24 protein-coding genes and 1 tRNA gene are annotated in these 21,848 nt (G+C 42.8%); 24 read left to right on the top strand and 1 reads right to left on the bottom strand.

Features of this window, described 5'->3' with window-relative positions; translation table 11 throughout:
* Positions 1–5 precede the first annotated feature (5 nt).
* The 12 genes from selA to ACZ5Q0_RS05660 all read left to right on the top strand — a co-directional run bounded on the left by selA (position 6) and on the right by ACZ5Q0_RS05660 (position 11,867).
* Entirely contained in the window at positions 6–1,427 is a 1,422-nt protein-coding gene (selA, locus tag ACZ5Q0_RS05715) for an L-seryl-tRNA(Sec) selenium transferase (RefSeq protein WP_447182249.1), read from the top strand.
* Entirely contained in the window at positions 1,424–3,322 is a 1,899-nt protein-coding gene (gene selB / locus ACZ5Q0_RS05710; RefSeq protein ID WP_447182248.1) for a selenocysteine-specific translation elongation factor, read from the top strand. Before selA ends, selB begins: the two co-directional genes overlap by 4 nt.
* 25 nt (positions 3,323–3,347) lie before the next feature.
* Positions 3,348–4,340, top strand: a complete 993-nt coding sequence (locus ACZ5Q0_RS05705) for an acyl-CoA dehydratase activase-related protein (RefSeq protein WP_446818976.1) — start codon at positions 3,348–3,350, stop codon at positions 4,338–4,340.
* Complete coding sequence (locus ACZ5Q0_RS05700; RefSeq protein WP_446818977.1) at positions 4,337–5,443, top strand: acyl-CoA dehydratase activase-related protein; 1,107 nt, start codon at positions 4,337–4,339, stop codon at positions 5,441–5,443. Before ACZ5Q0_RS05705 ends, ACZ5Q0_RS05700 begins: the two co-directional genes overlap by 4 nt.
* Positions 5,440–6,402 (top strand): acyl-CoA dehydratase activase, encoded by a 963-nt coding sequence (locus tag ACZ5Q0_RS05695; protein WP_446818978.1) that lies wholly within the window; start codon positions 5,440–5,442, stop codon positions 6,400–6,402. The genes ACZ5Q0_RS05700 and ACZ5Q0_RS05695 overlap by 4 nt, the downstream gene beginning before the upstream one ends.
* 63 nt (positions 6,403–6,465) lie before the next feature.
* Positions 6,466–7,635 (top strand): ABC transporter substrate-binding protein, encoded by a 1,170-nt coding sequence (locus ACZ5Q0_RS05690; protein WP_447182247.1) that lies wholly within the window; start codon positions 6,466–6,468, stop codon positions 7,633–7,635.
* Positions 7,636–7,683: 48 nt separating this feature from the next.
* Positions 7,684–8,583, top strand: a complete 900-nt coding sequence (locus ACZ5Q0_RS05685; protein WP_446818980.1) for a branched-chain amino acid ABC transporter permease — start codon at positions 7,684–7,686, stop codon at positions 8,581–8,583.
* A gap of 12 nt (positions 8,584–8,595) precedes the next feature.
* The gene (locus ACZ5Q0_RS05680) at positions 8,596–9,561 is read left to right on the top strand and encodes a branched-chain amino acid ABC transporter permease (RefSeq protein WP_446818981.1); all 966 of its coding nucleotides are present in this window, start codon (positions 8,596–8,598) and stop codon (positions 9,559–9,561) included.
* Positions 9,542–10,309: an ABC transporter ATP-binding protein gene (locus ACZ5Q0_RS05675; protein ID WP_446818982.1), complete on the top strand. Its 768-nt coding sequence runs from the start codon at positions 9,542–9,544 to the stop codon at positions 10,307–10,309. Before ACZ5Q0_RS05680 ends, ACZ5Q0_RS05675 begins: the two co-directional genes overlap by 20 nt.
* Positions 10,309–11,013: an ABC transporter ATP-binding protein gene (locus tag ACZ5Q0_RS05670; protein WP_464827269.1), complete on the top strand. Its 705-nt coding sequence runs from the start codon at positions 10,309–10,311 to the stop codon at positions 11,011–11,013. The genes ACZ5Q0_RS05675 and ACZ5Q0_RS05670 overlap by 1 nt, the downstream gene beginning before the upstream one ends.
* Before the next feature lie 29 nt (positions 11,014–11,042).
* A complete protein-coding gene (locus tag ACZ5Q0_RS05665; RefSeq protein WP_446818985.1) occupies positions 11,043–11,708 on the top strand; it encodes a CBS and ACT domain-containing protein in 666 nt (221 codons plus the stop codon).
* Positions 11,709–11,769: 61 nt separating this feature from the next.
* Positions 11,770–11,867 (top strand) — tRNA-Sec (locus ACZ5Q0_RS05660).
* 118 nt (positions 11,868–11,985) lie between these two features.
* On the opposite strand, the gene ACZ5Q0_RS05655 is transcribed toward ACZ5Q0_RS05660, so the two are convergent.
* Positions 11,986–12,600: a TVP38/TMEM64 family protein gene (locus tag ACZ5Q0_RS05655; RefSeq protein WP_446818986.1), complete on the bottom strand. Its 615-nt coding sequence runs from the start codon at positions 12,598–12,600 to the stop codon at positions 11,986–11,988.
* Positions 12,601–13,144: 544 nt separating this feature from the next.
* Here ACZ5Q0_RS05655 and ACZ5Q0_RS05650 point away from each other — a divergent pair.
* The 12 genes from ACZ5Q0_RS05650 (at position 13,145) to lonC (ending at position 21,720) form a co-directional block, all read left to right on the top strand.
* The gene (locus ACZ5Q0_RS05650) at positions 13,145–13,792 is read left to right on the top strand and encodes a CvpA family protein (protein WP_446818987.1); all 648 of its coding nucleotides are present in this window, start codon (positions 13,145–13,147) and stop codon (positions 13,790–13,792) included.
* A 70-nt stretch (positions 13,793–13,862) separates the two neighbouring features.
* Positions 13,863–15,251, top strand: a complete 1,389-nt coding sequence (locus ACZ5Q0_RS05645) for an aminopeptidase (RefSeq protein WP_446818988.1) — start codon at positions 13,863–13,865, stop codon at positions 15,249–15,251.
* Positions 15,252–15,294: 43 nt separating this feature from the next.
* The gene (gene selD / locus ACZ5Q0_RS05640; protein WP_446820804.1) at positions 15,295–16,308 is read left to right on the top strand and encodes a selenide, water dikinase SelD; all 1,014 of its coding nucleotides are present in this window, start codon (positions 15,295–15,297) and stop codon (positions 16,306–16,308) included.
* Between the two features lie 19 nt (positions 16,309–16,327).
* Complete coding sequence (locus tag ACZ5Q0_RS05635; RefSeq protein WP_446818989.1) at positions 16,328–16,522, top strand: DUF951 domain-containing protein; 195 nt, start codon at positions 16,328–16,330, stop codon at positions 16,520–16,522.
* A gap of 68 nt (positions 16,523–16,590) precedes the next feature.
* The gene (locus ACZ5Q0_RS05630; RefSeq protein ID WP_446818990.1) at positions 16,591–16,806 is read left to right on the top strand and encodes a hypothetical protein; all 216 of its coding nucleotides are present in this window, start codon (positions 16,591–16,593) and stop codon (positions 16,804–16,806) included.
* Between the two features lie 115 nt (positions 16,807–16,921).
* Positions 16,922–17,215 carry a 30S ribosomal protein S6 gene (gene rpsF, locus ACZ5Q0_RS05625; protein ID WP_446818991.1) on the top strand — a complete coding sequence of 98 codons (294 nt, stop codon included), beginning with the start codon at positions 16,922–16,924 and terminating at the stop codon, positions 17,213–17,215.
* Positions 17,216–17,245: 30 nt separating this feature from the next.
* Positions 17,246–17,692 carry a single-stranded DNA-binding protein gene (locus tag ACZ5Q0_RS05620; protein WP_446818992.1) on the top strand — a complete coding sequence of 149 codons (447 nt, stop codon included), beginning with the start codon at positions 17,246–17,248 and terminating at the stop codon, positions 17,690–17,692.
* Positions 17,693–17,709: 17 nt separating this feature from the next.
* Positions 17,710–17,934 (top strand): 30S ribosomal protein S18, encoded by a 225-nt coding sequence (gene rpsR / locus ACZ5Q0_RS05615; RefSeq protein WP_446820805.1) that lies wholly within the window; start codon positions 17,710–17,712, stop codon positions 17,932–17,934.
* A 104-nt stretch (positions 17,935–18,038) separates the two neighbouring features.
* On the top strand, positions 18,039–18,365 hold the full coding sequence (locus ACZ5Q0_RS05610; protein ID WP_447182849.1) for a MazG-like family protein: 327 nt from the start codon (positions 18,039–18,041) through the stop codon (positions 18,363–18,365).
* A gap of 4 nt (positions 18,366–18,369) precedes the next feature.
* On the top strand, positions 18,370–19,329 hold the full coding sequence (locus tag ACZ5Q0_RS05605; protein WP_447182848.1) for a DUF2232 domain-containing protein: 960 nt from the start codon (positions 18,370–18,372) through the stop codon (positions 19,327–19,329).
* A gap of 3 nt (positions 19,330–19,332) precedes the next feature.
* Positions 19,333–19,779 carry a 50S ribosomal protein L9 gene (gene rplI, locus ACZ5Q0_RS05600; RefSeq protein ID WP_447182847.1) on the top strand — a complete coding sequence of 149 codons (447 nt, stop codon included), beginning with the start codon at positions 19,333–19,335 and terminating at the stop codon, positions 19,777–19,779.
* Between the two features lie 18 nt (positions 19,780–19,797).
* Positions 19,798–21,720 carry a Lon family ATP-dependent protease gene (gene lonC / locus ACZ5Q0_RS05595; protein WP_447182846.1) on the top strand — a complete coding sequence of 641 codons (1,923 nt, stop codon included), beginning with the start codon at positions 19,798–19,800 and terminating at the stop codon, positions 21,718–21,720.
* Positions 21,721–21,848 lie beyond the last annotated feature (128 nt).

Below are 21,848 nucleotides of genomic sequence, written 5' to 3'. Positions count from 1 at the left end.
ACGGTGTGATTAATCTAAAAAAAATTCCCCCTATTGATGAGCTACTCGGACTGAAAGAAGTTAACTTACTGATTGATACTTACAACCGGGATTTTGTAGTAGGCATACTCCGGCATTCCGTGGATGAGGTTCGTAAGCAGTTAAGGAAAGTTAATAATGAGTTATCCCGGGAAGAAATTCAAAAGATCATTCTTACCCAAATAGGAGAAAGCATAACTAGGGTCACCTCCGGAACCTTACGAAAGGTTATTAACGGAACTGGGGTCGTTTTGCATACTAATCTGGGGAGGGCGCCCGTTTCCCCGGGAGCGCTTAACTATCTAAGCGAGATGGCGGTAAACTATAATAACCTGGAACTTGACCTGGTAGCCGGGCAACGGGGATCAAGGTATGTTCATATAGAGGAAATACTGTGCCGCCTGACTGGGGCCGAAGGAGCTCTGGTGGTGAATAATAATGCGGCAGCTGTACTACTAGGTTTAATGACTATGGCCCGGGGTAAAGAAGTGATTGTCTCACGGGGACAGTTAATAGAAATAGGCGGGGCTTTTCGGATTCCTGAGGTAATGAAACTGAGCGGAGCTACTTTAAAGGAAGTTGGGACGACTAACAAAACTTATCTGTCTGATTATGCGGAGGCGATTAATGAAGAAACTGCCCTGCTTTTTAGTGCCCATACCTCTAACTATAAAATCGTGGGTTTCACCCAGGAGGTGGATTTGGAACAATTGGTAAGCCTGGGACGACAAGTAGGTTTACCTGTAATGCAGGATTTGGGTAGTGGTATCCTGTTCGACTTATCGGCAGCTGGTTTAGCTGCCGAGCCTACCGTGCAGGATTCAGTTAAAGCTGGGGCAGATGTTATTACCTTTAGTGGTGATAAATTGCTGGGGGGGCCTCAGGCCGGTATTATTGTGGGCAAAAAAGAACCTATCGAGGCTATGAAAAAGAACCAGCTTACCCGAGCTCTGCGGGTGGATAAATTTATTATAGCTGCTTTGGAGGCTACTTTATTGGAATACCTATGTGGAAATCCCCAGGAGAATATACCGGTTGTCCAGATGCTTATGCAACCACCCCAAGAACTTTATGATAAGGCCCGGCTCCTTTGTAATAATCTACAAGCAGGACCAGGTAAATCGGGGCAGTTAACTGCCCGGGTGGTAGAAGTTGAAGATATGGTAGGAGGGGGAGCTTATCCTACCTATACGATAAGTGGTTATGGCGTAGAAATTGCGTTGGCAGGAATGGTGCTTGACCAGGTGGCCAGGAGGTTGCGTCTTATGCAGCCGGCTCTACTTACTCGTCTCCAGGATGATAAAATATTAATCAGTGTACGAACTCTGCTCCATAATGATCAAGACTTAATAGTTGATTTAATGCAAAGCATCCTCCGGGTCCCAGGCGCAGAAAGGAGCGACTTATGAAACGGTTCATTATAGGAACAGCAGGACATATTGATCACGGAAAAACTACTCTAGTAAGGGCCATGACCGGCATTGAAACTGATCGGCTCAAAGAGGAAAAAAAGAGGGGTATATCCATCGAGTTGGGTTTTGCTCCCTTTACTCTTCCTAGTGGGCAAAAGGCGGCTATTGTAGATATGCCTGGTCATGAGCGCTTTATTAGGCATATGTTGGCCGGGGCATTCGGGATTGATATAGTCTTACTTACCGTGGCAGCAGATGAAGGGGTCATGCCCCAGACCAGGGAACATATGGATATCATAGAACTACTAGGGGTTAAAAAAGGTATTGTAGTGATAACCAAAAAGGATATGGTAGATGAGGAATGGTTAATGCTGGTAGAAGATGATATCCATCAATACCTGGAGGGGACTATTCTTAAAGATGCTCCGGTGGTAGCGGTTTCAGCAGTTACCAGAGAAGGTGTTGACAAACTGATTAAAATTATAGAAAAGATGGCGGAAGAGGTAGAGGAAAGGCCTGCTTTTGGCTATGCCCGTTTACCTATTGACAGGGTCTTCACGATTGCCGGATTTGGTACAGTAGTAACTGGGACTCTTTGGTCCGGGCAGATTCAAGTTGGGGATAACCTGGAATTAATGCCGGTACAAAGGCCGGTTAAGGTACGTAGTTTACAGGTTCATAACGAGAAAGTTGATACTGCTTATGCCGGGCAAAGGGTGGCTATTAACCTGCAAGGTATAGAAGTAGCTGATGTACATAGGGGATTTCTTCTGGCTACACCCGGTTATTTAACCCCCAGTTACCGAGTAGATACCAAGCTTCACCTACTACAGTCAACTAACCGTAGTTTAAAAAATTGGAATCGGATTCGTTTTCACCTGGGTACAGATGAAGCTCTGGGACGAGTAGTATTACTTGACCGTGATGAACTCTTACCTGGGGAGGAGACTTTTGCGCAGATAGTGATGGAAAAACCAATAGTAGGGTATAAAGGAGACCCCTTTGTTATCAGATATTATTCACCAGTTACTACTATTGGTGGAGGTACTATTATAGATGCTAATGCTCCCAAACAAAAACGCTATAAAGAAGAAGTTCTTGATCAATTGGCGATGAAAGAGGAAGGCAGTTTATATGATGTTATACTTAATGAACTGCAGGCTCATCCCGAAGAGGTTTATACTATTCCTATGCTGGCCAAAAAATCAGGAGCTTCTGAAGAGCAGGTCAGAGATGAACTTCATCAATTGGTAGAGGATGAAAAGGTATACGAAATAAAGCAGCATGAGTATATGAGTACTTATGGGCTTGGTATTATAGAGGAAAAGATAAGAACTACCCTGTTAAAACACCACCAGTTATACCCCTTACGACCTGGTTATCCGAAAGAAGATATGCGTAGTCGCTACTTTTCATCTATTACTGGCAAGATGTTTAATCTGATAATTAAACAGTTAGAGGGGAACGGTTCTCTAGTCAGTAAAAACAATGTACTAATATTACCTGATCATAAGCCTAATCCTGGGCCAGAGGAACAAAAACAAATTAATAGCATCATGACCATAATGAATAAAAACCCTTTTGCGCCCCCGGGCATAGAGGAAGTGCGCAATCAGGTAAAACTGGAAGAATCAGCCTTTATGGAGATAATTTCTTACTTGATAAACTGTAATGAGATTGTTAAGGTAAACCAAGAAACCTACTTTACTGGAGCCGCCATCAAGCAGGGCAAGGAGATCCTGGAGCAGTACTTTTCCAAGGAAAAGGAACTTAGTCTGGCTACGGCCCGGGATCTTTTGAATACATCTCGCAAGTATGCACTGCCTCTGGTAGAATATTATGATAGGATTCGTTTCACACGCCGGGTAGGAGATATGAGAGTAAAGATGTAGCCGGAACGGGAGAGGATTTTGTAAGGTGTCTAAAATCGGAATTCCGCGCGCCCTCGCGTACTATTTGTACTTTCCATTCTGGAATGTTTTTTTTAGTGAACTGGGACATGAAGTAATTGTTTCTTCTCCTACCACCCGGGTGATTATGGACCGGGGAATAGAAGAAGCCGTTAATGATGCCTGTATTCCTATAAAAATATATCATGGACATGTTGTTGACCTGATGAATAAGGTGGATTATATTTTTTGTCCCCGTCTGGTAAGTATGCGCAAACATGGAGATTTTGGCACGGAAACCTTTTGTCCTAAATTTTTAGGTTTGCCTGATATGGTTCGGTTGGGCATAAAGTCACTCCCATCTATAATTGATACTCGCATTGATTTAAAAAAGGGTAAGGACGAACTGGCTAATATCTGTCAGGAGATAGCCCAACAACTTAATAATACAATAAACGAGGCCAGCCGGGCTTATCATCAGGCTGTGAAAACCGAGCAAAATTTTCAGAAGATTCTGGAAGCAGGTCATACTCCCTTGGAGGCAATGGACATAATGTCCGGGCAGGATCATAAAGTAGACCATGTGGAAAGATATGATGCTAAAATCGCGGTAGTAGGCTATCCATATGCCCTTTATGATGAGTATGTTAATGTAGGTCTATTAAAGCTTTTAAAAAAACAAAATGTTAAAGTATTTACCCAGGATATGCTTAGTGATCAGCTTATGAACCGCCAGGCCAGGACTTTACCTAAAAGTATGTTCTGGTATTTTTCCAACCGGGTAGTTTATGGTGGTTTACATTACCTAGCCAGGAAAGATATTGACGGACTTATTCATGTAACAGCATTTGCTTGTGGTCCGGATTCAATGGTGGACAGGTTGTTAGAGATCGAATCCCGTCGTCGGGGTCCCAAACCTTATCTTTCTATAGCTATTGATGAACATACCGGGGAGGCAGGTGTTCGCACCCGTATTGAGGCCTTTCTTGATATGCTGCGTTATCGGAGGGATAAACTATGAAGATTAGTTTTCCTCATATGGGCTATTCCTATATTGCATTTAAGTGGTTGGTTGAAAATATGGGTCATGAGTGTATTGTACCTCCTGAACCAAGCGGGCATACTCTGGATTTGGGGGTTCGTTATTCTCCTGAATTTGCCTGTATTCCCTTTAAAATTTTAATGGGTACTTATCTGGAAGTAGCAGACATGGGAGCCGAAGTAATTCTTACCTCGGGAGGCATGGGGCCTTGTAGGGCTGGCTATTATTGGGTAATGCATCAGTATTTACTGGATGGGCTCAATAAAGATATAAAGGTGGTGGCCTTTGAACCACCCTTATGTGATTTGAGGGATTTTTGGAAGAAACTTCGTAAAATCAGAGTTACTGGTGGATTATCAGTAAAAGAGTTTATCCAGGTGCTAAAGATAACCTGGGAAAAAATAAAGGCCATCGACGATGTGGAACTGCTTTCCCACGAAATAAGGCCTTATGAGGTGAAGCGGGGAGATACGACCCGAACAACCTGGAAGGCTCTGGATATGCTTGATGCTGCCAATACCCTGGGTGAAATTGAAGAGGCCCGCCGGGAAGGCTTAAAGATTCTGGAAAATATCCCCCGGGATCCCACCCGGAATCCTTTAAAAATAGGTATTATAGGTGAGATATATGTTGTTCTTGAGCCAGCTGCTAATCATTATATACAAATTATGCTGGGGGAAATGGGGGTTCAGACGGATCGATCCATCTATTTAAGTTCCTATACCAGAAATAACACTATTAAAAACCTGGAAGGCGATATCTTTGACGTGGCTAAACCTTATCTCAATGAAGCTCCCATCGGGGGACACGGGGTAAATAGTATAGGAGAAACTATTCTTTACGCCCGGCATGGATTTGACGGAGTAGTACAATTAGCACCTTTTGCTTGTATTCCAGAGATTGTAGCTAAAAGCATCCTTCCCAGTATTAGCCGGGATTTGGGGATACCGGTATTAACTTTATTCATTGATGAGCAGACCGGAAAAGCAGGGGTACAAACCCGCCTGGAGGCCTTTGTAGACTTACTGGAGCGGCGTAGGGAAACTAAGCATAAACAGAAAATGGAGAGGTTAGTCATATGAAAAAAGGTTACCTGGGCGCTGACGTAGGCTCAGTCAGCACTAATGTTGTTGCCATGGATGAACAAGGTGAGATATTAGCCTATAACTACCTGCGCACCAATGGTAAGCCAATTCAAGTTGTTCAGGAGGCCGTGCACCAGATAGGGCAGATGTTGGACAAGGATTTTGAGGTTTTAGGTGTGGGGACAACCGGGAGTGCCCGGTACCTGACTAGTATGATTATAGGAGCAGATATCGTTAAAAACGAAATTACTGCTCATGCGGTAGCTTCTTCTTCAGTAGTGCCTGAGGTCAAGACTATTATTGAAATAGGTGGGCAGGATTCGAAAATAATTATTTTACGGGATGGAGTAGTTACTGACTTTGCTATGAATACGGTTTGTGCAGCAGGAACCGGATCTTTTCTGGATCAGCAGGCCGCTCGCTTGTGTATACCTATTGAAGAGTTTGGTAATTACGCTTTAAGGGCTAAAAATCCGGTAAGAATAGCAGGACGTTGTGCTGTTTTTGCCGAATCAGACATGATACATAAACAACAATTAGGTTATAACACGGAAGATATTATTGCCGGTCTTTGTGAAGCATTGGTACGTAATTATATGAATAATGTGGGTAAAGGTAAAGAAATATTGGCACCGGTATGTTTTCAGGGTGGTGTGGCTGCTAATCAAGGCCTGGTGCAGGCTTTTAACCAGTATTTAGGCACCGAGGTTATCGTACCTAAATACCGGGGAGTAATGGGGGCTCTAGGGGCAGCCCTGCTGGCTAGAGATGTCCGGGCTAAAAAAGGTAGAACTGATTTTAAAGGATTTGAAATACAGAATATCACATTTAAGACTACTAGTTTTGAATGTCAGGGATGTTCCAATGCCTGCGAAGTAGTACAGTTTTTTGAAGATGGTGAACTTCTGGCACGATGGGGAGACCGTTGCGGCAAATGGGAGATGCAAGCAGGTTAGGCTGAAATGAGATTTCATAACCGGGTACGGCTATGATATATATAAAAAAGAGGAGGAAAATGGATGAAAATGAGCAGGAAGATGACGATGGTAGTACTGATGTTATTTATGCTCGCAATTGTTGCCGGTTGCGGCGGAAATAGTTCTACCCAGACCGGAGATACAATTAAGGTGGGCCTTAATGTTGAGCTTTCCGGCAGTGCAGCTACTTATGGTACCGATGCTAGAGATGGTGCATTGTTGGCTTTGGAAGAGATTAATGCTGCCGGTGGGGTGCTTGGCAAACAGCTTGAACCAGTAGTTAGAGACTGCAAATCTATTGCTGATGAAGCGATGAGTGTCAGTGCTGCCCTGGTAGGGGAAGGTATTGTTGCCCAGATTGGACCTTTAACTAGTGGAAATGTGGGCGGATCTACCCCGGTTATGATGGAAAATAAGATACCTTTGATTGCTCCTGCAGCAACTGCGGTTACAGTTACTGTAGATGAGAAGACCGGTAATTTGAAGGATTACATCTTCCGCACATGTTTTATAGATCCTTTCCAAGGTACTCTTATGGCACGATTTGCTCTGGATGACATGCAGGCTAAAACAGCGGCGATCTATAAGGATAGTTCCACTGATTATGCGAAAGGACTAGCTGAATATTTTAAGAAGACCTTTGAAGAAAATGGTGGTACTATAGTAGCCGCAGAAGGTTTTGTTAAAGACGACCGTGATTTTCGGGCTACTCTTACTAAGATAAGAAGCAAGAACCCTGATTTCATTTATGTACCTGGTTATTATCAGGAAGTTGCCCCATTAATTAAACAAGCGCGTGAACTTGGTATTACTGCGCCTATTGGCGGTGGAGACGGCTGGGTTTCTGAGGATATGGTTAAGGTGGCCGGTGCTGCTAATCTTAATAACACTTATCTGACCTGTGACTTTTCGGCTGCAGACCCTGATCCAGTAGTAGCTGAATTTATTAAAACGTTTAAAGCTAAGCATAACAAAACACCTAACTCGTTTAATGCTTTAGGATATGATGCTATGCAATTACTAGTTCAGGCTATAAAGGATGCCGGCGAACCGGATCCGGAAAAGATTAAGAGCGCCCTGGAAAACATTAGAGATTTTCAGGGGATTACTGGTAAAATGACCATAGATGAGAACCACAATCCTGTCAAAGTTGGAATTATACTAGAGTACAAGGATGGCGTGCAAAGTTTAAAAACTAAAGTTCAACCCTAATAGTAAACCTGGCAGAGGGAGATATAACTCTCCCTCTGCCACTAAGTAATGAAGGAAGTGGCTATCTTGCTTGAATTCATGCAACAATTAATAAACGGACTGTCGCTGGGGGCAATATATGCACTGATAGCACTAGGATATACCATGGTTTATGGAATCATCATGCTTATTAACTTTGCCCATGGGGATATCATGATGGTAGGTGCCTTTGTAGGCTTTTTTTCCATCTCTATATTAGGGGCAAATATTGTAGTAGCAATGTTATTTGCCATGGTGACCTGTGCCGTACTAGGGGTAGTTATAGAAAAAGTGGCTTATAAACCACTGCGTAATTCTACCCGTATAGCTGCCCTAATAACTGCCATAGGTATGTCACTATTTTTAGAGTATACCACCATTTTTTTATTAGGACCTTCCCAAAAGGTATTTCCTGCCAGTGCATTTCCGGCCAAAAACTATTACTTAATGGGGCTAAATATATCTAATAAAGATATATTTATATTTGTATCAGCAGTAGTGTTAATGATGATCTTGCAGTATATCATTAAAAGGACCAAAACCGGTAAAGCCATGCGGGCTGTTTCGCTGGACAAGGATGCGGCGGTATTAATGGGAATTAATGTTGATAAGACCATATCTATTACCTTTGCTATCGGTTCAGCCCTGGCTGCAGCGGCAGGGGTCATGGTAGGAGTATACTACAACACGGTTAATCCGCTTATGGGAATTATTCCCGGGTTGAAAGCCTTTGTGGCCGCAGTTCTAGGTGGAATTGGTATAGTTCCAGGAGCTATGGTAGGCGGATTTGTAATGGGTATATTGGAAACCATGGTCAGCGGTTATGGTAATAGTTTGTACCGTGACGCGGTGGCTTTTGGAGTGCTTATTTTGATACTGCTTATAAAGCCCACGGGGCTCTTCGGCAAGAATACCGGCGAAAAAGTGTAGGTGACTTAAGTTATGAAAAAGAAACAAACCAACTGGCTGAGATTTCTAGTCGAAGTAGGGATCCTGGCCCTAATATTCACTGTAGTCCAGTATGCTATCAGTATGGGAATGCTCAACCAGTATTATCAAATTAATCTTACCTCTATGTGTATCAACATTATACTGGCAGTAAGTCTTAGCCTTATAAACGGTTTTACTGGACAATTGTCTCTGGGCCATGCAGGCTTTATGGCAGTAGGGGCATATGCTTCGGTTATTATGACAAATTTTTTAGAAATGCCTTTCATAGTAGGAATTATTGTTGCCTGTCTGGCAGCTGCCCTGGCGGGGTTTATTATCGGTGTACCTACTCTAAGACTGCGGGGGGATTATCTGGCCATAGCTACCCTGGGATTCGGGGAGATCATCCGGGTTGTTTTGCAAAACATTGAATATGTCGGGGGACCTGCCGGAGTTCTAGGGATTCCTAAGTATACCTCCTGGCCGTGGCTGTTTGGAGCTACGCTTCTTACGATAGTAGTCATAGTAAACCTAATTAACTCCAGTTACGGCAGGGCCATTATATCAGTACGGGAGGACGAAATCGCCTCCGAGTTAATGGGGGTTAGTACTACTAGATATAAGGTACTAGCTTTTGTGATAGGCGCGTTATTTGCTGGTCTAGCAGGTTCTATGTATGCCCATTTCTTTTATATTATTAAACCGGAAACTTTCAACTTCTTAAAATCCTTTGACATACTAGTCATAGTGGTTTTAGGTGGATTGGGGAGTACCACCGGAGCAGTTATCGCCGCGATTTTTATAACGGCATTAACGGCCTTTCTACAAGCTTTTCCGGCGGTGCGTATGATTATATATGCACTAATTCTGATCATAGTAATGATTTACCGACCACAGGGGTTAATGGGCAATAAAGAACTAGGACGGCGAACTTTTGGCAAGATTTGGAGTGGAAGAAATGAGCTTACTAGAAATTAGCCATATGCATAAATCCTTTGGTGGCCTTAGTGCAGTCCTTAATTTTAATTTCCACCTTAAAGAGAGGGAATTAGTGGGACTAATCGGACCAAATGGTGCCGGCAAAACTACAGTTTTTAATCTTATTACCGGGGTCTATAAGCCGGATGAGGGGGAAATTATTTTTGAGGGACAAAACATTACCGGTTTGCCTCCTTATGTCATATGCAAAAAGGGTATTGCCCGCACCTTTCAAAATATTAGGTTATTTAACGACTTGACCGTACTGGATAATGTAAGAATTGCCCTGCATAAAAACGTGGATTACCATTTAATTACTGCCTTATTAAGGCTACCCGGCTACTTTAAAGGGGAAGAAACTATTCATGAACAGGCCATAAACTATTTGAAAATATTTGACCTGGATGCAAAGAAAGATGAAATAGCGGCCAGTCTTCCTTATGGGGAACAAAGACGTCTGGAAATAGCCCGGGCCATGGCAACTAATCCTAAGCTATTGATTCTGGATGAGCCGGCTGCCGGTATGAATCCTCAGGAGACCCTGGAACTTATGGAAATGATTCGCACTATTCGTGACCAGTTTAACTTGACTATACTTTTGATTGAACATGACATGTCCCTGGTCATGGGGGTATGTGAACGTATATATGTGCTGGATTACGGACAGGTAATTGCGGATGGAACCCCTAAGGATATTAGAAACAACAAGAGAGTTATAGAAGCCTATCTGGGAGAGGAGGTAGAGTAGTGCTAGAGGTTAAGGATATTGACGTTTATTATGGAGCCATTCATGCTTTAAAAAAGCTATCCATAACGGTCGAAAAAGGATCCATTGTCACTCTGATCGGAGCTAACGGAGCTGGTAAGACAACCACCTTAAAAACTATTTCCGGTCTACTGCGTCCCAGATCAGGTTCAATTATGTTTGATAATGTAGATATAACAAAAGTTCCGCCGGAAAAAATTGTCGGCAAAGGAATCTCGCAGGTTCCTGAAGGGCGAAGGGTATTTCCTTCTATGACGGTACTGGAAAATTTAGAGATGGGGGCCTATTTACGTAACGACAAAAAGGAAATCGAAGCTGATCTGGAGGGAGTGTTCTTTCGTTTTCCCCGTTTAAAAGAGCGAAAAAAACAAATGGCTGGGACCTTAAGTGGGGGAGAGCAGCAAATGCTGGCGATTGGCCGGGCACTAATGGCCCGACCAGAAATTCTATTAATGGATGAGCCTTCTATGGGTTTAGCGCCTTTGCTAGTAAAGGAAATATTTGAGATAATTAAAGATATAAATAGTAGAGGAACTACCATCCTATTAGTAGAGCAAAATGCTAATATGGCACTATCCATAGCAGATAAAGCCTATGTTATTGAAACCGGGGAAATTGTTTTAGAAGGATCTGCACAGGCATTGATGAATAGTGACGAAGTTAAAAAAGAGTACCTGGGCGGATAACAAGCCTTTTAAAAAAAGGGGGTATATCCATGAAAGTAAAAGAACGTATGACGACTAACGTCATAACCGTTACCTTGGCCACTAGTCTTACTGAAGCGTTTCGCTTGATGAAGGAAAATAGCATCCGCCGGCTTCCCGTTATGGACAAAGGAAACCTGGTGGGAATTGTGACCCTGTCAGACTTAAATCAGGCGTCGCCATCATCAGCGACCTCCCTTAGTATTCATGAATTAAATTATATATTGGCCAAAACCATCATAAAAGACATATTACCTAAAAAGCAATCGGTGGTGACCATCGGGCCCGATAATTACATCGAAACAGCCGCTAAGGTTATGCGTAAAAATACGGTTAGCGGTCTGCCGGTGATGAACAATAACGAGCTGGTGGGGATGATTACTGAAACTGATATATTTGATGCTTTTATTGATATTCTGGGAGTAAATAACCCCCACAGCCGTTTAGATGTTATTTTCCCTTCGGATCGTCCCGGAGCCCTGGGACAATTAACCGGGTTAATTGGTAAAATTGGTATCAACATTCTTAATGCGGTGGTCTACTATGACAAGAAAAAAGACAAGTACAAAGCTATTCTTCGTATAGAGACTTTGAAATGTGATCCTGTCCTGGAAGAACTCCGTAAAAATGGATATGAGATTGAATCGGTTATAGTTGCTCCCAATGTGGATAAATAGGTAGCCGTAACTAATTTGACAAATACACTGATGGATTATATACTCATTACGCATAGTTTGAGGAAGCGGATCGGTCCTGGTGGGCCGCCTGGACTTCAAATCCAGCCGAGCGGCAGCGATCCTGCCGTTGGTGAGTTCGATTCTCACACGCTTCCGCCAATTAATTAAGATTTAAAAAGCTCTCTTCCAAAATGGAAGAGAGCTTTTTAAACGAAAAAGTTTATTTCCCGGGAAATATCTACAAAGGAAAACTTTCCTCGCAAGAATAAGTCGTATTTTAGTGGCTGTGTTTAGTAAAATTAAACAACCGTCCCCGGGCATAGTAGCGGCCTACAACTAAAAGTATAAGGATTATACTCACTATAGCAAGACCCAGCTTAATATCCCTGGTTTGAAATAAAGCCAGGCCCAGCCCGGTATAAAGAAACGCTGTCGGGATCTTGCCGATGGCCGAGGAAAAAAAGAAATTCCAGAAGGAAACTCCTCCCAGGGCGGCGGCCACATTAATCAATGGGGTAGGGACTACGGGAACCACCCGGGCAATTAAAATACTCCAAAAAGCTAGACCCGAATTATTTTTCCCTACCTTATAGCCGAAATATCGTTCTATTTGTCGACTGGCCCACTCGGAGGCAACTAGTCTGGATATCCAGAAGGCTAAACAGGCACCTGCCAGAGCTCCTAGCCAGGACAATAAAAAACCCATCTTAAAGCCGAATAAGATACCTCCGGCCGCTGCTAAAATTACATAAGGAAATATAGGCAAAGCCGCTTGTACGACAAATAATACGAAAGCCACTAGTGGGGCTAAAATTCCAAATGTTTGAATATAGTTGGTAATCGAACGAATATTAGCCAAGGTAATTAAATTGGCAATTTCGTGGAGTTCCATAGTTTTCCCCTTCCTAATTTAGTCCGGTTAATAAACAAGATCGATTTAGAAATGAGGTTTTTATATTATTGTATAGGTTTACAATGGTTTCATTCAATTAATAAGTTGGTTTTTTAAAAGGAAACCGTGGGCAAAAATCCCAAAATAAATAACCTTAGTAGCTCTAAAGACTTTATGGAGCGGGAATAAGGTAATATTTCTGCTATTTTACTCTAGATAGTATAACAGGCAGGCAGCCTTAAGCCTTTATAGACATCCCAGGAGGGTACTGTTTTCCCGGATAAAATGGAGAGCCGTTTATACACTACCAGTTTTCCCGCCTATTTAATTACTGCATCTTTTATAAGGATAACAATAAAGTGCTGCAACTCGCAAGAACCTTCTCATAATAGATACCCATATAATACAAGATACTGGTCAGTTTTATATACCATATTTAAGACTTAAAAAGGACTAGAACCCCCCTTTTTAGTTAATTAATTGTCAAGTTTAAAATGTCTTTGTTAAAGGACGGATATGTTATAATTGGACATAATCAGAATAAATGGGTGATCAAGTGCAGCTTAATGCTCTAGATTATATAATAGCGGGTATTTTGGCCCTTAGTGCACTGGCGGGATTGCGTCAGGGATTAGTGCAAGCCCTGGGTGGTCTGGTAGGATTAATTTTGGCCATTGCTGTTGCGGTGATTTATAGTGATGATGTGGCCCTCTACCTGGATTATCGTCTGGGCCTAATCACCTGGCTGGAGGATTTTCTTATTGGCCGTATCCCTCTGACGGCTTCCTCTATACCATTTCATTTAAGTTTCCGGTATCCTATTAAGATAGAACAATTTTCCAGCCTGGCCGCATTATTGGCTTATTTATCAGTCGTACTGGGCTGTTTCCTATTTATAGTGACTATGGGAAGTAAGCTCCTGCAATTGGTCTTTAAAGGGTTTAATAATCTTTTGTCCTGGGGGATACTGGGGTGGCTGAATTCGGTACTGGGAATGATCCTGGTAGTAGCTAAAAATTTGTTAATCATAGCTATCCTATTAAGTTTGCTACAGGCTCCGGTGGAGCTGGCAGCCCGTATGGGTTTAAAAGCAGGGGTAGTGGGATGGGAATATCTGAATAGTTCTCTGGCAGTAGAAAAGTTTAGCGGGCTATTCTGGCTACTGAGAGATATTATGGGAGTAAGTGCATAGACATATTAGCCGGGGGAACCCTAAATGTATTAACCGGAGGCTTTTCAGTTAAAAAGGAGGTCGTTGATAGTTGGAAGATAAACAGGAAACTTTTCGTAGTGCCTGGTTTAAAATGAATGAGGATGAAATTCAGGCAGCGTATATATTGGCAGATAGTTATGTAGATTTCCTGAATAAGGCGAAGACGGAACGGGAAGCGGTGGATTATATAACTAACCTGGCTTATCAGCACGGATTTGTTGATTTTGGGCAAGTTATGACTATAGAACCTGGGCAAAAGCTGCTGTTTCAAACCCGGGGCAAGATTTGCGGATTGATGGTGGTAGGAGAAGAATCCTTGGAAAAAGGGTTAAATATGGTGGTTTCCCACCTGGATAGTCCTCGTTTAGATCTTAAACCGGTACCATTGTATCAATCAGAAGGTTTGGCTCTTTTTAAGACGCATTATTATGGAGGAATAAAAAAATATCAATGGCTGGCTATGCCCTTGGCTCTTCATGGGACGGTAGTTAAGCCGGATGGACAGATTATTCGAATTTGTATCGGGGAGGAAGAAGGAGATCCGGTCTTTACCATTGCAGATTTGTTACCCCATCTGGCCAAGGAGCAGATGGAGCAAAAGATGGGGGAGGCTATTAAAGGGGAAAGCCTTAATGCTTTGGTGGGAAGTCGTCCTGATACCCAGGTTGAAGGGGAGAGAGTTAAGAAGAATATATTGAGTATACTGGCCGGGAAGTATCATCTGGAGGAAGATGACTTTACCAGTGCGGAACTGCAGTTAGTTCCTGCCTTTAGGGCTCGTGAGGTAGGGCTGGATCATAGCTTGGTGGGCGGATACGGACAGGATGACCGTTCTAGTGCCTATACTTCCTTAAAAGCTATTCTGGAGGTTAGCAACCCGGTTAGGACCGCTCTGGCTTTGTTTGTGGACAAAGAGGAGATTGGCAGTAATGGGAATACTGGATTACAATCATTAATTATAGAAAATATGCTGGCCGGGGTTATGAGTAAAGCTGGTCATGGTGACTATTATTCCTTAAGACGCAGCTTATTTAGCAGTCATGCTTTGTCCGCCGATGTTAATGCAGCCGTTGATCCTAATTACCCGGATGTTTTTGAAAAAATGAATTGCAGCTTTCTTGGTAACGGGGTAGTTATGACCAAATATACCGGTTCCAGAGGAAAATACGATTCTAGCGATGCTAATCCTGAGTTTCTGGGCCCTATAAGAAAGTTGTTTACTGAAAACGGAGTAGTATGGCAGGTGGGAGAACTGGGGAAGGTCGATATAGGCGGTGGTGGAACGGTAGCCCATTACATGGCCCGTTATGGTATGGAAGTGGTTGATTGTGGAGTAGCCGTTCTAGGCATGCATTCGCCTTTTGAAGTAGTCAGTAAAGCAGATCTTTATATGGCTTATAAAGCTTATCGGGCTTTTTTACAGTCATTTTCTAATTAGGTTAAGGGAGGGGTGGCAAGTGAAGAAACAACGTCTGACTCAGATGGTACGTGCAGCCGGATGAGCTGCTAAAATGGGTCCGGGGACTCTAGAAAGTATACTTAAAGATTTTGATTTTCCTAAAGATGAAAATTTATTAGTAGGTACTGATACCAGGGACGATGCGGGAGTATATCGGTTGGATCCAGAAACTGCTCTGATTCAGACGCTGGATTTTTTCACGCCGATGGTGGATGATCCTTTTGTTTTTGGGCAGATTGCCGCCGCTAATGCTATTAATGATGTTTACGCCATGGGGGGGACGCCCCTATTAGTAATGAATATTGTTTGTTATCCACAGTGTGAGGATTTGACCGTGCTGCGTGATATTCTTAGCGGTGGATTAGATAAGATTAAAGAGGCGGGAGCCCTTCTTCTGGGTGGGCATACGGTAGATGACCAGGAACCTAAATATGGATTAGCCGTAACCGGTTTAGTTCACCCGCAGAAAATTACCAGTAATTGCGGAGCAGAACCGGGTGATATCATTTTTTTAACTAAACCCCTGGGAAATGGAGTAATTTCCACAGCTATTAAAGCGGATATGGCTTCACCGGAGGCGTACCGGGAAGCTACTATGTGGATGTCTACACTAAACCGGAAAGCAGCTGGGATTATGCAGGAAGTTGGAGCCCATGCGGCTACTGATGTGACCGGTTTCGGGTTTTTAGGTCATCTCTTTGAATTAGCTTCAGCCAGTGATGTTACTGTAGAAGTAGATGCCAGTAAGATCAGGTTTATGACTGGAACTATGGAATATGCTAATCTGGGATTAATTCCAGGAGGAGCTTACACTAATCGGGAATACCTGCTGGATAAGGTGACCTTTGCTGATGGAGTAGATTCTATGTTAAGGGATTTATTATTTTCCCCGGAAACAGCGGGAGGGCTGTTAATGGTGATAGATAAGGATAAAGCGGCCCAATTGCAACGGCTTATGCAGGACCGGCAGGTGCCCTGTTTCCAGGTAGGTACGGTTTTGGACCACGGTTTTGATAAGATTATAGTACAGAGGTAAAAAGTAAGGGGGAGACAGGATGGAGCGTAAGCAGTTTACGCTGGGAGACATTGTACGGTTGAAAAAACAACATCCCTGTGGCAGTTATAATTGGCAGGTTATTCGTATGGGAGCAGATATTAAGATAAGATGCCGGGGATGTGGACGGGTTGTTATGCTTCCTCGCCGGGATTTCGAAAAGCGTATAATACGTATTGAACCCCCTGAACTATAAATAACCTGACATTTCCCCCGGGTAGAGCATATTATATGGTAAACCTGTACCTTAAAGGGGGGAGCGCGATGAGGTTAAGATTAGTTTCTGATGCAGGTTTTATGAAGGGAGATTTGGTGTCGGTCAAAAGCATGCCGGGAAATGAACGTTTTTGCATTATTGGTTTTAAAACTAATGAGCGTAACGAACCGGTGGCAGTTTTAAAAGCCCTGTTTAACGACACCTATATAATAGAAAAACCAGTATCGGAATTGAGGACTTTGCTCATAAAAGGGCTTTTATGATAGATAGTTATTGCCTTAACAGGGCAAATAATGTTATAATCAAACGAAGTCCCTGCTCCGGTAACACCGGAGCCGGCCCGTTTTAGGGTTAGTCCATAGGGAGGAGGTGTAGTAAATGCGTGAATATGAGATTATGTTTATTCTCAAGCCGGACCTCGATGAAGAAACTGCTACTGAGGTAAAGAATCGCCTACAAAAAATCATTGCTGATTTTAAGGGAGAGTTTGTGAACGAGGTCAATGGCTGGGGCAAGAAACGCCTTGCTTATAGTATTGAAGACTATACGGAAGGCGTTTATTATGTCTGGAACTTTAAAGGTATGCCTGAAACTGTTGAGGAATTAGACAGGGTCATTAAGATATCTGATAAGTTCCTGCGTCATTTGATTGTTCGCCAGGACGAAAAATAAGGTCTTTTGGTAAGGTTAGGGGGAGGTAAAATGTTAAACCGTATTATCCTGATAGGCCGTTTGACCCGAGATCCGGAGCTTAAGTATACTACTAATGGTACAGCTATCTGTCGATTCACACTTGCCGTAAACCGACGTTACAACCGGGACGAGGCTGACTTTATTGATATTGTTGCCTGGAGGGGATTGGCGGAAAATTGTGCTAATTACCTGTCTAAAGGAAGACTGGCAGCAGTGGAAGGTCGATTGCAAATACGTTCCTATGAGACCCAGGAGGGGCAAAGGCGAAGAGTTGCTGAAGTAGTAGCTGATGAGGTACGCTTTCTGGATCGGGGCGGGACAAGCGGTGGTGAAGGAAATCTTCCCGGCCGTACCAGTAGTGCCAGTAAAGACGAATGGAATAATCTGGGGCGAGAAGTAAGCCTGGATGATATTGACATAGTAGATAACATCGAGGAAGATGATATACCGTTCTAAAGGAGGGAAGCCGCGTGATTAAGAGAGAGAGACGTAAGAAAAGGCGCCAGTGCAATTTCTGCGCTGATAAAGTTGAAGCTATAGATTATAAAGAACTACCGAAGTTGAGAAGATATATTACTGAAAGGGGTAAGATATTACCCCGCCGGATTACCGGAAATTGTGCTCACCACCAGCGGCAATTAACGGCAGCTGTAAAAAGAGCCCGGGTCATGGCTTTACTGCCCTACACATCTGAATAAGAATAAAATAAGCCCTCGTTTACGGGGGCTTATTTGCATATTCTTTTAGCCAATACTCCTGGGAGCAGGAAATTTTTTACGGGGCGAAGAAACTATGGTGGGAGGTGCTGGTTTTGACAGGGAGAGGAAGAGAGATCGATATAGCTAAAAACCTTAAGCTCATAGAGTGGTTAAAAGCAGAACTGATAGATGCCGTAGGAGCCCTATTTAAAGGCCTTTTAAGATCCGGTGCTGATGTAGTTGTTGATGCATTAGCTACCATTATTGTTGTAGCATATATTTTAGGGCACCGGGTGGGGATTAATTTTTATACAGTCGATGCCAAAATAAAGGAGAAACTAACCAAGGGTATCGACGAGTCCCATGAAGTAGAACAGTGGTATGGAGATCTTTCCCGGCTTGTTGACTACCTGGAAAATAAAAAGAGGTGATACCGTGTCGGTATTTATAGCGTTTGCAGCCATAACATCACTGTTGTGTTATTTCATGGTGATCCTTCCTTCGCTTACTTTTATCCTGGCTATTGCCTGGGGAAGTACCCTGATTATTAGTGCTTTTTATTTAACTAATTGGCAACTGATCTCAATCTTTACGGCTAATGTATTAATTTGGCTGGGATTAGCCGGTCCAACTAATCTACTTTTTTACCTGGGCATTTTTGGAGTAAGTGCCTTTGTTATGAGTTGTCTAGCACGCCATAAGCCTGACTATTATTATTTACAAAAAAAAGGATTTATTGCAGCGATAGTAGGTGTTTCTCTTTTTCTAATATTTTTATACTTAGGATCAGGCCAAATTGGGATCGGGGAACTAGAGACCCAGTTGCATACTTATATTGAAGAAAGCCTGCAGACCTATGATGAAGCTGGAATTTTCGATTTTTATCAAGAAAGGGGTATAAGTCGTGATGAGCTGGAAAATACCCTTTCTAAAGTTGTAAATGCATTAGCCTGGCATTTGCCTGCTTTTTACTATCTTCAGGCTATATTGGCAGTATTTTTCATGCTCTTTTTTGCTGCTTATGCGAGTCAAAAACGTCATAATGACCGTCTAAAGAAGAGACCTTATGATCAGGAAATTATGCCCTGGCAGATGGTATGGGTAATCATTTTGGGTCTAGGTTTGTGGTTATGGGGGCGAGATGAGTTTTCCTATATCTATTATGCCGGATCCAATCTTCTAGTTGTTTTAACACCCATAGCTGTTTATTTTGGGTTGGCAATCGCTATTTTCAAGTTAAAGCAATATCCCGCCAGACCCCGCAGGAATTTGACTATTGTGCTTATTATCCTGACCCTGGTGTTTCCTGTATCAGCAATTATCTTTTTTGCGGTCATAGGTATGTTTGACTCTTTGCTCGATTTCAGGAAAAAACGGACACCAAAGGAGGAATAAATAATGAAAGTTATTTTCCTAAAGGATGTAAAAGGTAAAGGAAAACAAGGGGAGATTAAGGAGGTTGCCGATGGTTATGCCAGAAACTATTTGTTACCTAAAGGCCTGGCAGTTGAGGCTACCCAAACTCGTGTAAAGGAGAACCAGGAAAAAAAACGTCGTAAACAAAAACAACAGGAAAAGGAAAAAACCGAAGCTCTGGAACTTAAGAAAAAACTGGAAGGTAAGAGCATAAGAATAAAGGCACGTACAGGCGGAGGAGATAAATTATTTGGTGCGGTAACGGCCAAAGAGATAGCTGATACCATTAATGAGCAATTAGGTATTCAAATTGATAAGAAAAAAGTAGATTTTAAAGATCCTATCAAACATTTAGGACAATACAAAATTAAGCTAAAAATATATCCTGCTATTCAAACTGATATTACGGTAATAGTGGAAGCAGAATAAACTCTAGGAGGATACGGTGTGTTGTATGAGGTGAGGAGAAGGGAAAAAAAAGATGGCAAACAGGAGGATAATTCTCAACTTTATTGGCGAATAGAATCTCTTTATAAGAGTTTGGACAACTTATTCGGAACTCAGGGGCTTATCCTGAGAGCGAGTAAACTAGATGCCCTTGATTTGATGAGCTCATTAAAAATAGAAGATCGCCTGTTGGCCCTGAAGAAAATCTTGTATGAGGATCCAACCATTAGTATGGTTGAGGGTCAGGATATAGCAGAATTTCTGGATACCATGGAAGACAAGATGGCGGAGATTTTTGCCCGCCGGGCAGTGGAAGAAGAACTGCAGCATCGTGTTCAGGAAAAAATGAATGAAAAGTATGATGAGTACCTGCGTGATATTCAAATACAGGTTCTAAAAGAGCAGAATACCAGCTCAGAGAATGCACAAACTCTAAAAAAATATGGGCGTCTGGAGAAAATGGAACAGACTACTCTAAACCGTACTGCACTGGAAGTTTTACGCCCATCTTCACTGGGTGAGATTATAGGCCAGGAAAAAGCTATTAAAGCACTTATCTCTAAGCTTAATACCCCGTATCCACAGCATATTATTCTTTATGGCCCCCCGGGAGTAGGAAAAACTACTTGTGCCCGGCTGGCTCTAGAAATGGTAAAAAAACATAAGGAGAATCTTTTTTCACCCAAGGCTCCCTTTATTGAAGTAGATGGAAGCACGTTAAGATGGGATCCACGGGAATCTACCAACCCGTTATTAGGTTCTGTGCATGACCCTATTTACCAGGGTGCAAAAAAAGAATTAGCAGATGAAGGTATTCCTGAACCAAAGCTGGGGCTGGTATCCGAAGCCCATGGGGGCATTCTTTTTATTGACGAAATAGGAGAGATGGATCCGCTTTTGCAAAATAAGCTTTTAAAAGTGCTGGAAGATAAGCGGGTATTCTATGAATCTTCTTACTATGATCCTCATGATGAGCGTATACCTCGTTATATTAAAAAGATATTCGAGGAAGGTGTTCCGGCTGATTTTGTTCTTATCGGGGCGACTACCAGGGGCCGGGAGGAAATAAGTCCGGCTTTTCGTTCCCGCTGTGCGGAAATATTTTTTGAACCTTTAACCGTACAGCAGATTATCAATATTGTGCAAATGTCAGCCCGGAAACTGGATATAGCCATTGAGCCCGGGGTGGACACCTTGATAGGTAACTATACTACCGACGGGAGGAGTGCCAACAAGCTGTTGGTAGATGCTTATGCACTGGCATTAAACGAATCCCGGGGAAAAGCTATCATTACGGTTACCTGTGACCACGTTTATGAGGCGGTTCATTATGCCCGCATTACCCCTCCTGTGTTTACCCGGGCCTCTGATGATACGGAGGTAGGTAAGATATTTGGTATTGGTGCATATGGCTTTCAAGGGGCTTTAATTGAATTGGAAGCCATTGCTTTTGATGCAGCTAAGCCAGGGGAGGGAAGTATCCGCTTCAATGATACTGCCGGTTCCATGGCTCGTGATTCGGTTTTTAATGCGGCCTCGGTCCTGCGTAAAGAAACTGGGGAAAATATAAAAAATTATGACTTACACATAAATGTGGTTGGGGGAGGACGAGTAGATGGACCTTCAGCAGGAGCGGCTATCTACCTGGCCATATGGAGTGCTATTAAGGGATTTCCTATCCGGCAGGATGTAGCTGTGACTGGAGAATTATCAATCCAGGGCAAGGTAAAACCAGTCGGAGCATTACATGAGAAAATACTGGGGGCCCGGCAGGCTGGAATTCGTAAGATGCTTATTCCGGCTGATAACCAGAAAGATCTTCCCCGGGCAACAGATGACATCGAGATAATTCCTATCCGCTTGATTCATGAAGCATTCCCCCATATAGTAGGTGATGGTAATATAGCCATTAGCCTGCAATAATTCGTGCATGGTGAGATTACTCACAGGAAGCACCTATTTAACCGGGCATATCCACCAGCAGGCGATAATCTCCATAATATTAAACCTAGAGAAATAAGTGGCCAGATCTATTAAGATCTGGCTTTTTA

The sequence above is a fragment of the Syntrophomonas erecta subsp. sporosyntropha genome, assembly GCF_055395365.1.
The sequence above is the reverse complement of the archived record's forward strand: the minus strand, read 5'-3'. Positions and strand labels throughout refer to the sequence as shown.